Annotated in this window: 11 protein-coding genes; 7 read left to right on the top strand and 4 right to left on the bottom strand. The window is 64.2% G+C overall.

Annotated features, from left to right (window positions below; all coding sequences use genetic code 11):
- Positions 1-273, top strand: a 273-nt coding sequence (locus JWP83_RS28690; RefSeq protein ID WP_297738365.1) for a response regulator transcription factor, incomplete at its 5' end; no start/stop codon positions are given.
- Positions 274-583: 310 nt separating this feature from the next.
- On the opposite strand, the gene JWP83_RS28695 is transcribed toward JWP83_RS28690, so the two are convergent.
- Positions 584-1,189, bottom strand: a complete 606-nt coding sequence (locus tag JWP83_RS28695; protein ID WP_297738367.1) for an HdeD family acid-resistance protein — start codon at positions 1,187-1,189, stop codon at positions 584-586.
- Between the two features lie 176 nt (positions 1,190-1,365).
- The gene (locus JWP83_RS28700) at positions 1,366-1,809 is read right to left on the bottom strand and encodes a hypothetical protein (protein ID WP_297738369.1); all 444 of its coding nucleotides are present in this window, start codon (positions 1,807-1,809) and stop codon (positions 1,366-1,368) included.
- Between the two features lie 661 nt (positions 1,810-2,470).
- Between JWP83_RS28700 and JWP83_RS28705 the strand changes: the two genes are divergently transcribed.
- From JWP83_RS28705 to JWP83_RS28730, 6 genes are all read left to right on the top strand, one after another.
- Positions 2,471-2,740 carry a hypothetical protein gene (locus JWP83_RS28705; protein WP_297738371.1) on the top strand — a complete coding sequence of 90 codons (270 nt, stop codon included), beginning with the start codon at positions 2,471-2,473 and terminating at the stop codon, positions 2,738-2,740.
- A 249-nt stretch (positions 2,741-2,989) separates the two neighbouring features.
- Positions 2,990-3,517: a DUF1003 domain-containing protein gene (locus JWP83_RS28710; protein ID WP_297738373.1), complete on the top strand. Its 528-nt coding sequence runs from the start codon at positions 2,990-2,992 to the stop codon at positions 3,515-3,517.
- A gap of 368 nt (positions 3,518-3,885) precedes the next feature.
- Positions 3,886-5,397 (top strand): long-chain fatty acid--CoA ligase, encoded by a 1,512-nt coding sequence (locus JWP83_RS28715; protein ID WP_297738375.1) that lies wholly within the window; start codon positions 3,886-3,888, stop codon positions 5,395-5,397.
- 2 nt (positions 5,398-5,399) lie between these two features.
- Positions 5,400-7,091 carry an alpha/beta fold hydrolase gene (locus JWP83_RS28720; RefSeq protein WP_297738377.1) on the top strand — a complete coding sequence of 564 codons (1,692 nt, stop codon included), beginning with the start codon at positions 5,400-5,402 and terminating at the stop codon, positions 7,089-7,091.
- 14 nt (positions 7,092-7,105) lie between these two features.
- Positions 7,106-7,927: an alpha/beta fold hydrolase gene (locus JWP83_RS28725; RefSeq protein ID WP_297738385.1), complete on the top strand. Its 822-nt coding sequence runs from the start codon at positions 7,106-7,108 to the stop codon at positions 7,925-7,927.
- Positions 7,924-9,105, top strand: a complete 1,182-nt coding sequence (locus tag JWP83_RS28730; RefSeq protein WP_297738379.1) for an acyl-CoA dehydrogenase family protein — start codon at positions 7,924-7,926, stop codon at positions 9,103-9,105. Before JWP83_RS28725 ends, JWP83_RS28730 begins: the two co-directional genes overlap by 4 nt.
- 98 nt (positions 9,106-9,203) lie before the next feature.
- Here JWP83_RS28730 and JWP83_RS28735 read toward each other — a convergent pair whose 3' ends face one another.
- Positions 9,204-9,692 carry an aminoacyl-tRNA deacylase gene (locus tag JWP83_RS28735; RefSeq protein ID WP_297738381.1) on the bottom strand — a complete coding sequence of 163 codons (489 nt, stop codon included), beginning with the start codon at positions 9,690-9,692 and terminating at the stop codon, positions 9,204-9,206.
- Positions 9,693-9,694: 2 nt separating this feature from the next.
- Positions 9,695-10,327: an SDR family oxidoreductase gene (locus JWP83_RS28740; RefSeq protein ID WP_297738383.1), complete on the bottom strand. Its 633-nt coding sequence runs from the start codon at positions 10,325-10,327 to the stop codon at positions 9,695-9,697.
- Between the last annotated feature and the right edge of the window lie 87 nt (positions 10,328-10,414).

Here is a 10,414-nt window from a genome sequence, read left to right on the forward strand (position 1 = left end):
GCCGATGCGCGCCGGGTGGGCCGCGAGTTGCGCCGGTTAGGTGTGGAACGTCGCATTGTCAGCCAGCCGCGGGCCAAGACCGGCCGGGGCAGCCTCACCGACTCCGAGCTCACGGTCGTCAACCTGATCGCCCAGGGCGCGACCAACCGCGATGTCGCCGAGCAGCTGCACCTTTCCCTCCATACGGTGAAAACCCACCTTCACAATGCATTCGCCAAGCTGGGCATCAACACCCGCGCCCAATTGACGGAGCTCATGCGTGGGTCTGATTGACCAACCCGTCGAAATACCGGGCCCGCCTAGCACTGCATCCATGCGGCGTTGAACATCGATCCTCGGCCCGACGGTGCTGGGCTGTCGGTGACGGCTCCATGCTGGCCACGGCTGCCGTGAGCGCACCGAAGGTGATGGTTCAAACAGTAGGCGCCGCACTGGACGGTTTTGGCGATCTTCCCGACCAGGAGCGGGAGATCCTTTTTGAAACGTTCCGGGTATGGCAGAACACTGATACGTCGGGATTCGGCGCGGCTGAGGTGCGGCGCGCGAAGCGAGAATTATTGCAGTGCAGCGCTTGCGAGTGGACTTACCAAAGAGTCACGGTGGCGGCGGTGCCGGTCACCTTTTCGAGCTTCTTCACGTCGCTACGCATAGCGAACCCCGAGACGACCTCGACGGCGCCGAGGATCGTGAGCCAAGCTCCGACCACAAGAGCCAATGTCTCGATTGAATCGGACGGGTATGCGAGCACCACCAAACCGGCGAGGATGCTGATAGTCCCGAAAAACATCGCCCACCCTCGTCCGGGCAACTTGGGAACACCGATCGCCGATGCCGCTGCGAAGAAACCTCGGACGATGAACCCGGTCGCAACGCAGATGGCTAACAATACCGTCGCGTATCCCTCACCGAAGTGACAAAACGCCAGAACACCAAGTACGACTGACGCTACGCCGCAGACGAAGGTCAGGAAACGGCTGCCGCCTGAGATGGGTAGGGCGAACGCGAGAAACACCAGCGCGGCGCCGGAGACGATCAGGTACATACCAAACAACACGGCGGCCGCAACGACCGAAGGTTCTGGCCACGCCAGCATCACACCACCAAGAACCATGGCCAAGAGCCCGGACGGGATCGTCGCTTTCCAGATGCCCTGAAGTACGCCTGATATCGGACGGTGGATGGCGCTCATAGCAGTTTCCTTTTGTGAACGTGGCCTATGTGATTCGTAGTTGTTGCGACAGAGCGATTGTTGCCCGCGGCTCGTTACCGTTGCCGCGGGAACAACGTCGCCGTCACGGCGATGATGTGCCGGCGCAATATGATCCGTTCGAGCCGAACGGAACGCTCGGCCCGGGTCGCTTCGGATCACATATGGTGCGAGTCCGCGGCAGCGCGCGCATACATCGCATCCAGCGACGCGTACTCGGCTTCGTCGACGGCGGCCTGTGCGAAGTCGATCGCATCCAGCGCATAAGACAGCGCGATATTCGCGTCAGCGTTCGCCGCGCCGGCGTCAAGTTGGTCCTTCTTCTCCTTGGCGCTTGTCCGTACCTTCGCAACGTGGGCCTGCCACTTGACGCGCATGTCCTGCCAATGCGACGACGCTTTGTCGTGAGCGCCATCGACGTTGTCCTGCAAGTGATTTGCGGCTGCAATTGCCTTGTTCCGTGCGCTGGCGGCGTCGGCGGCAAGCTGGTCCCTGGTGGACTGGCTGGCCGCGTGAAGGTGCTGGGTCGCCAGTTTTGCTCTATCCGAAATTTTCTCGAACTGATCGCTCAAATTGTTGTTTTCCATTGCGAACTCCTTCATCGCTCTTATGGCAGGCTGCTCGCCAACCGTTCGTACCCTGAGGCCGACTTCATGCCCTCCACAGTGATCATCGGTGCTCGGTAGCCGCTGGCCATTGTTCGCCGGAACATGATTGACGAGTGGAGGTTGGTCGCTGGGACAATCCGTCTGCGGTCCGCATGCGGCGCTCGCGTCAACGGAATTCTATTGGGGCGCAACGTTGGCCGTTTCGATGGGCGCCTGTGCAATGATTCCGCGACGGGCGGCGCCAGTCGAGAACCAGCCGAGGACAATGACGTCCGCGGTGAGTCTCTATTGCTTTAAGCGTGTCGTCCGGGGTGCCGTCAGGGATGATGAGGGTCGTTGGTCGGCCATGTTCGTTGTCCAGCGAGTCTTGTGACGGCCTCGTGGCTGTGATCGAGGACGTCGCTGTTGTCGCCCACAATGGCGCGCGCCGGTCGCTGTCTCGGCGTACAGGCTGCGTGCGCCGCTCATGGTGGCATGGCGGGGTTGTCGATGCCAACACCGCAAAGTGACATGTGTTGTCTGAGAGAACATCGACGCCTGCCTCGGCTCATCCGACGATCGACGCATCGGCTGGAATAGATGAGCGCGAAACAGGATCAGCCGAAGTGAGGACATCATGGTAAGCCATTCTCGGTCAGCAGTTGTGGAGCGTGTGATGACGCGGCACCTGCCGTCCCGACCGATTCCGCCCGCTGACCCCGCCATCACCAGTGCCAAGAGCAAGGTGCTCAAGCCTGGAGTGTGCGATTTTCGTGTGCACGACATGAGCGTGAGTGTTCGGTTTGCCGTTTTAGGTTGGCAGGTAGCAACTTTCAAGGTTGATTTGGACATGGGGAAGTTCGGTGACGACGCCCCTGCCCGCAGCGCCCTCGACGGTGCGTGCAAGCGCCTCTCGCGGCTCTGGGTGAGCGCCATGACGTCGTGAGGCGAGATGCGATATGACGGGCAGAACGCTTCGCAGACGGGTCGTTGATCGTCATCGTCAGCTCCGACGACATCGGCAAGCAGATGATGTAGGACCCATCGCGTATTGGAAGCTCAATCGCCGCTTCGTGCGATGTTGCGGAGAACAATTTCATGGTGGCGACGCTGTGCTGGCTGACACCACCCGTTGGGCTATCCACGGTTAGCGTTCGCATTGGCCAGTGCTTGCGCTATTGCGAAAGGAACAACAATGGGGACCGATCACCGCGCCGCTGCTGCCGACGGCGGGCCACAACTGGTCCCGCGTCGGCTGCTGCGTGACAAGGCATCGCATCATCCAGCCGTACTGGAAGAGGCCGAGAAACGACGGCGAAATTTCCAGATGCGGCTGGCCGATCGAATCACTACATTCGCGGGGTCGATGAATTTCGTCTGGATTCACGCGGCGATATTCGCTGTCTGGATGTTGGTTTTGGAGAAAAGCCCGTGGCCAACATTGGCGCTGATCGTGTCGCTCGAGGCAATCTTCCTTACGGCGTTCGTGATGATCGGTCAGAATCGGCAGTCGGCTTTCCAGCAGGCAAAGGCAGACCATGACTTCGAGGCCCAAGATTTGGAACTGAAGACCAACACCGAACTGACCCGTCAAATCCATCTGCTCACAGCGCAGTTGCATCGCCGTTTCATCAGTCAATCGGCCCATTCCTCAACCGATTCCTCCGCGGCTTCATCCGATGGCGGGGCACCACGATCAGCTCGCCGAGATTCTTCGGCATAGGCCGGTGGCCAGCCCTGGCAGCCGGGCCCAGATTCGCCCGAGCTGGTGCCCCGGATGATCAGACGCCTTTGCGGGCGCCCCTCTAGCGATCGAGGACCGTCCACTCAGACTTGCTCTCGGACCGGTTGACAGCAGTGCCAGTTACGCGCCGGTCGAGATGGCCGCTCCCAGAACGCAGTCATGCCAAACGCATGAAGCAGTCAACCAACGCTCATGCGGCATCGGTCCGCGACGTGCTGTGCGCCGTCACAGGTAAACGGGTCGGTCGTTGTTTGCCGCGACATTGTTATGCGGGGTTACCGAGAGGACGATTGAAAACCCACGACGAGCCCAGAACCAGCCACCTCAAGCATCACCCGGAGGCACCCATGACCGCACTGAGCGTCAATCTTGTTGCAGCCAAGGATCGCGACCCAGACCGCGTAGCGCTGCGCTGCGACGATGTGCGATTCACCTACGCCGAATTCGCCGCCGCGGCCGCTCGTGTCGCGACGCTGCTGGAGCGGGCCGGGGTCGAGCCGGGCGACCGCGTGGGCTTGATGTTGCCCAACACGCCCGCATTCGCCATCGCGTTCTACGGCATCATGTACCGCGGCGCCGTCGCGGTCCCGATGAATCCATTGCTCAAGGCTCGCGAGGTGTCTTACTACCTCTCCAACAGCGGTGCCAAGGCGTTTTTCGCGACACCGGCTTTCGCTGAGGAGGCCACAGCCGGCGCCGCCGAGGTTGGGGCACAGTGCTGGCTCGTCGACGATGCCGGGCTGATGAAGCTGACCGACGGTCTCCCTGAACAGGACTCCCCGGTGGGACGCGACGACGACGACGTCGCGGTCATTCTGCACACGTCCGGGACCACCGGTAAGCCCAAGGGCGCCATGCTCACCCACGGCAACCTTGGCCGCAATGCCGAGGTCAGCGTCCGGACCCTCGTCGAAACCGGACCCGACGACGTGGTGATGGGCTGCTTGCCGCTGTTTCACGTTTTCGGTCTGACCTGCGGGCTCAACGGTTCCGTCCTCGCGGGTGCGACGTTGACCCTGATCCCCCGGTTCGACCCCCGCAAGGCTCTCGAGGTGATCGAGCGAGACGCCGTCACGGTATTCGAGGGGGTGCCGACGATGTATTCGGCGTTGCTCAGTGTGGCAGGCCAGGCCTCGCCGGAGGCGACGCGGAGCCTGCGGACCTGTGTCTCCGGCGGCGCGGCGCTGCCGGTCCAGGTCCTCGCCGACTTCGAAAAGGCTTTTGGTTGCAGGGTTCTCGAGGGTTACGGGCTATCCGAGAGTTCGCCGGCGGCCGCATTCAACCATCCAGACCGGCCGCGCAAGGCGGGCTCCATCGGCACCCCGATCGAGGGCATCCAGATGCGGGTCGTCGACCTCGACGGAGTCGAGGTTCCGCAGGGGGAGACCGGCCAAATCCAGATCCGCGGCCACAACGTGATGAAGGGCTACTGGAACCTTCCGGACGCCACCAAGGAAACGATCACCGCCGAGGGCTGGCTCAATACGGGCGACGTCGGGCGCATTGACGAGGACGGCTATTTCTACATCGTCGACCGGACCAAAGACATGATCATTCGCGGCGGGTACAACGTCTATCCCCGCGAGATCGAGGAGGTGCTCTACGAGCACCCCGCCGTGGCCGAAGCCGCGGTCATCGGTATCCCGCACGACTCCCTCGGTGAGGAAGTCGGTGCGGCCGTCGCCCTCAAGAAAGGGGCCGCTATCACCGCCGACGAGCTACGTGACTACGTCAAGGCCCGGGTGGCCGCATACAAGTATCCGCGTCTGGTCTGGCTGGTGGACGCTTTGCCGAAGGGACCCACCGGCAAGCTTCTGAAGCGCGAAATCACCGTCCCGACCAGTGAAAGCAACGGATAGCCATGGGGACTGGGACTACCAAACCAGACGAACTCGCCGCACCGCTCGACCTGCTGCTGACCAGCGCGACCAAGCCGTTCGCCAGCCGGATGATGCCCAACGCGACCTGGAGTCACTTCGGCGCCAACCTCGCCAAGCAGCCCGGTGCGGTGGCCGGTCGGCTCGGCGCGCTCACGCGTGAGCTCGGTGGCATCGCGGTGGGCAAATCCCACCGTGCCCCGGCCCGGTCCGACAAGCGATTCGCCGACCAAGCGTGGCAGCAGAACCCGTTGCTGCGCAGGGTCATGCAGGCCTACCTCGCCGGTGCCGAGACCGCCGAAGGTCTGCTTGCCGACGCACAGCTGGACTGGCGCGACGGCGAGAGGATGCGGTTCGTCGTCGACAACTTCGTGGAAGGTCTGGCGCCCAGCAACAACCCGCTGATCAGCCCGCTGGGCTGGAAGGCGCTGATCGACACCGGCGGCCTGAGCGCGGTGCGCGGCGCGAGAGCCTTTGCGCGGGACATGCTTTCGAAGCCTCGGGTGCCGGCGATGGTCGAGCCCGACGCCTTCGCGGTGGGCGAGAACGTGGCCATAACCAAGGGGGCGGTGGTGCTGCAGACATCGATGTTCGAATTGATTCAGTACGCCCCGCAGACGCCGACGGTGAACGCGATCCCGTTACTCATGGTGCCGCCGGTGATCAACAAGTTCTACGTGCTGGACATCGCACCCGGGCGCAGCATGATCGAGTACTTCGTGCAGCAAGGCCAGCAGGTGTTCGTCATCTCGTGGCGCAACCCGCAAGCACGCCACAAGGATTGGGGTTTCGACGCGTATGGCGCGGCGATCGTCGAGGCGATGGACGCGGTGCAGAACATCGCCGACGTTGACAGGACCCATCTGTTCGCCACCTGCTCGGGCGGCATCCTCGCGGCACTGACCGCGGCTCACCTCGCCGAGATCGGTGAAGGGGATCGGATCGCGGGCTTCACCTTGGCGGTCACCGTGCTGGATGAGACCAAAGCCGGCTTCGCCGCCGCGGCGATGAGCGACCGTGCGGCGCAGGCGGCGATACGCGTTTCGGGTCGCAAGGGCTACCTCGACGGGCGTGACATGGCGGAGATTTTTGCGTGGCTGCGGCCCACCGACCTGGTGTGGCGGTACGTGGTGAACAACTACGTTCAGGGCCGCAAGCCGGCGGCGTTCGACGTGTTGTTCTGGAATGCCGACACCACCCGAATGGCCGCCGCACTGCACCGCGACATGGTGCTGATGGGGCTGCACAACGCGCTGGTCACCCCTGGCGCTGTCAGCATGTTGGGCAGCCCGGTCGACTTGTCCGACATTACGTCGGACGCATATGTCATCGGCGGTGTCGCCGACCACATCTCCCCGTGGCAGGCCACCTACCGCAGCGCGCGCCTGCTCGGCAGCAAGGACAACCGCTACGTACTGTCAACCAGCGGTCACATTGCGGCGCTGGTCAACCCGCCCGGCAACCCGAAGGCGTCGTACCAGACCGGTCCGGTCGACGCGGAAGATCCCGAAAAGTGGCTCGAGTCGTCGCAGATGTTGCCCGACTCGTGGTGGCCCGACTACGCAGGCTGGCTCGCCGAGCGCAGCGGCCCGCAGGTCGACGCCCCGGAAACCCTTGGCGGTGAGGGCCTCCCGCCACTCGGTCCGGCCCCGGGCAGTTATGTGATGGAAAAATGAGAGCCGTGCGCCGGATGGCATCGGTGAGCGCTCTTGGTGAGGAACGCTACGTCAACGCCGGCGGCCAGCGCGTCAGAGTGAACGTGCGCCAGGGAACGGGCGTGCCAGTGGTGCTGTGCAACGGCATCGGGGTCAGCATGGAGGTGCTCGATCCGCTGGTCGAGCAAATGGAGTCCACTGTAGTGAGATTCGACGTCCCCGGGACCGGAGGATCGCCCACATCGCCGCTGCCCTACGGGCTTCCGTACCTTGCCTGGGTCCTGGGTCGCGTCCTGTCCAAGTTGGACATCGGCGTGGTGGATGTGCTCGGGCTTTCCTGGGGTGGCGCGCTTGCGCAGCAGTTCGCCTTCCAGAATCCTCGCCGGTGTCGGCGCCTGGTGTTGGCGGCGACCGGTACCGGCGCGCTGATGGTGCCGGCCCATCCCGCGGTGCTGTTGAAAATGCTTACACCACGTAGGTTTTCGGATCCCGACTATGCGGCATCGATCGCCGGCGAGCTGTACGGTGGCACCGTCCGGGCTCACGGCGAAGATGTGGCGCAACTGTTCGTGCGGCAGCTGCGCGCCGGCTCGAAGATGGGCTACGTGCACCAGCTGCTCGCAGGTGCCGTCTGGACGAGCCTGTTCGCGCTGCCCGCAGTGCGGCAGGACACTTTGATCGTCGCCGGCACGGATGACCCCATCATCCCGGTGGCCAACGCGCACATCCTGCACGCCTTGCTGCCTCACTCGCGGCTGTACCTGCATTCTGGCGGGCACATCGACCTGGTGCACAACGCCGCCGAACTCGCGCCCGTCATCGACAAGTTTTTGTGCGAACCGGGAGAACGGCCATGAGCCACAACCACTTCGACACGTCGGATTTCTACTCCTACGAACACCTGCTCGCCGACGATGAGCGCGACCTGTTGCATGCGGTGCGCAAGTTCATGGGGACCGATGTCGCGCCCGTCCTCCTCGAGCACTGGTCGCGGGCGACCTTTCCGTTCGAGATCGTGCCCGGGATGCGCGAGCTGGGTCTCGCGGGCCTGCCGTACCACGGCCACGGGTGCCCCGGACGCCGTTTCCTGCTCGACGGCATGATCGCAATGGAGCTCGCCCGCACGGACTGCTCGGTCGCCACCTTCAACGGGGTGCACGGGGGGCTGGCGATGGGGTCGATCTACCTGTGCGGCTCCGACGAGCAACGCGAACGCTTTTTGCCGGCCATGGCGCGCTACGACAAGATCGGGTCCTTCGGCCTGACCGAGCCGGAGGTCGGCTCGGGAGCCTCGGGCGGCCTGCAGACGACGGCGCGACGCGAGGGTGACACCTGGATCCTCAACGGCCAAAAGAAATGGATCGGCAACTCGACTTTCGGGTACTTGACCGTCGTCTGGGCCAAGGACGTCGCCGACGGACAGGTGAAGGGCTTCGTGGTGGACAACTCCTCGCCCGGATTCACCGTCGAGAAGCAAATGCATAAAATCGCGCTGCGCATCGTGCAGAACGGTCTGATCACACTCGACAACGTGGAAGTCGACGAGTCCAACCGGCTGCAGCGCGCCAATTCATTCAAAGACACCGCGGAGGTGCTGCGCGTGACCCGCGCCGGGGTGGCGTGGATGGCCGTCGGCTGCGCCATGGGTGCCTACGAGAACGCGCTGGCGTACGCGCGCAGCCGACGCCAATTCGGCCGCCCGATCGGCGGCTTCCAACTGGTGCAGGATCTGCTGGTTCGGATGCTCGGCAACGTCACCGCGTCCTACGGGCTGTGCGTGCGGCTGTCGCAATTGCAGGATGACGGGCTGGCCGAGGACCGGCACTCGTCGCTGGCGAAGGCATTCTGCACCGTCCGGATGCGCGAAACCGTGGGCTGGGCGCGCGAACTGTTGGGTGGCAACGGAATCCTGTTGGAACACAACGTGGGCCGGTTCGTCGCCGATGCCGAGGCGATCTACTCCTATGAGGGGACCCGCGAGATGAACACCTTGATCGTCGGACGCTCGCTGACCGGTCTCAGCGCGTTCGTCTGACCGTCGGCGGCGCACGCGAGCGTAACGCTGCGGCGAAAAATCTTGCTGCTTTTGACCGCAGCGTTACGCTCGCGGGTTCGGATCCGCAGAACCACGCCCTACGCCCGGATGTCCGCGGTGATCGCCCCCGTCACCCGGATCAGGTCGCCCGGGGCAATCGCGACATCCCAGCCGCGTCGGCCCGCGCTGCAATAGATCCGCTCCCAGGCGAGCGCACCGGTGTCAAGCACCATGGGCAGCGGCTTGCGCTGCCCGAACGGTGAAATGGCGCCGACCACGTAACCGGTGGCCCGCTTGGCGGCGGCGGGTTCGGCCATGGCGGCCCTGGCCAGGCCCAGCGCGTTGGCGGCCGCCTTCAGCGAGAGGCGCGCCGACGCCGGCAGCACGGCGACGGCGAGCCCGTCGGGCACCGCGATGACCAGGGTCTTGTAGATCTGCTCCGGCGCGATGTTCCCGGCCCGGGTCAGCGCGTCGACCGCCTCGACGCCGAACGAAGATTCTCGCGGATCGTGCTCGAACGTGACGACCTCGTGCGGCACACCGGCTTTGGCCAGAGCCGCGAGAGCCGGCGTCGCAGCGCCGGCCATGACTAGGGCCCTCTGTACCCCGGCGGGTTGACGCCATCGACCCAGAAGTCGACGCCGAGCTGCCCGCCCGGAACGCAGTCGTAGACCGACAGGTCGGTGACGCCGGATTCCACCAGCACGTCCTCGCACAACAGCATGTTGCCGGTGTAGTCCCGGGCGGGCTTGTTGAGGATGACGTAGGCCGCGTCGGAGTACACCTCGGGCTTACGTGCCCGGCCCATCGCCTCCTCGCCGCCCAAGAGGTTCTGCACCGCGGCGGTGGCCACCAGGGTGCGCGGCCACAACGTGTTCGAGGCGATGCCCTCGTCGCGCATCTCCTCGGCGATCCCCAACGCGCACAGCGTCATGCCGAATTTGGCCATCATGTACGCCGTCGGCTTCAACCACTCCTTGCCCAGCAGCACCGGCGGCGACAGCGTCAGGATGTGCGGGTTCTCCCGGCCCTTCAGATGGGGGATGCAAGCTTGCGAGACCGCATACGTGCCGCGCACCTGGATGCCGTTCATCAGGTCGAACCGCTTCATCGGCACCTCGGTGATCGAGCCCATGTTGATCGCCGACGCGTTGTTGACGCAGATGTCGATGCCGCCGAACTCGCAAGCGACCGGGTCAACTGCTCGTCCTCCAAGAGGCACGTCGACGTTGGCACCAGACTGCTCCTTCCAATCTAGAGGCTGCCCCCGACAGTGTCTGACCTAGTCTGCCGGTGCCTGCCGCATCTG

The organism is Mycobacterium sp. (assembly GCF_025965855.1).
In the GTDB taxonomy this organism is placed as follows: Bacteria; Actinomycetota; Actinomycetes; order Mycobacteriales; family Mycobacteriaceae; genus Mycobacterium.

What these genes read in the sequence shown, in the direction of transcription:
- JWP83_RS28695 (WP_297738367.1), bottom strand. Translation starts at nt 1,189, where the DNA reads ATGAGCGCCATCCACCGTCCGATATCAGGCGTACTTCAGGGCATCTGG.
- JWP83_RS28700 (WP_297738369.1), bottom strand. Translation starts at nt 1,809, where the DNA reads ATGAAGGAGTTCGCAATGGAAAACAACAATTTGAGCGATCAGTTCGAG.
- JWP83_RS28705 (WP_297738371.1), top strand. Translation starts at nt 2,471, where the DNA reads ATGACGCGGCACCTGCCGTCCCGACCGATTCCGCCCGCTGACCCCGCC.
- JWP83_RS28710 (WP_297738373.1), top strand. Translation starts at nt 2,990, where the DNA reads ATGGGGACCGATCACCGCGCCGCTGCTGCCGACGGCGGGCCACAACTG.
- JWP83_RS28715 (WP_297738375.1), top strand. Translation starts at nt 3,886, where the DNA reads ATGACCGCACTGAGCGTCAATCTTGTTGCAGCCAAGGATCGCGACCCA.
- JWP83_RS28720 (WP_297738377.1), top strand. Translation starts at nt 5,400, where the DNA reads ATGGGGACTGGGACTACCAAACCAGACGAACTCGCCGCACCGCTCGAC.
- JWP83_RS28725 (WP_297738385.1), top strand. Translation starts at nt 7,106, where the DNA reads ATGGCATCGGTGAGCGCTCTTGGTGAGGAACGCTACGTCAACGCCGGC.
- JWP83_RS28730 (WP_297738379.1), top strand. Translation starts at nt 7,924, where the DNA reads ATGAGCCACAACCACTTCGACACGTCGGATTTCTACTCCTACGAACAC.
- JWP83_RS28735 (WP_297738381.1), bottom strand. Translation starts at nt 9,692, where the DNA reads ATGGCCGGCGCTGCGACGCCGGCTCTCGCGGCTCTGGCCAAAGCCGGT.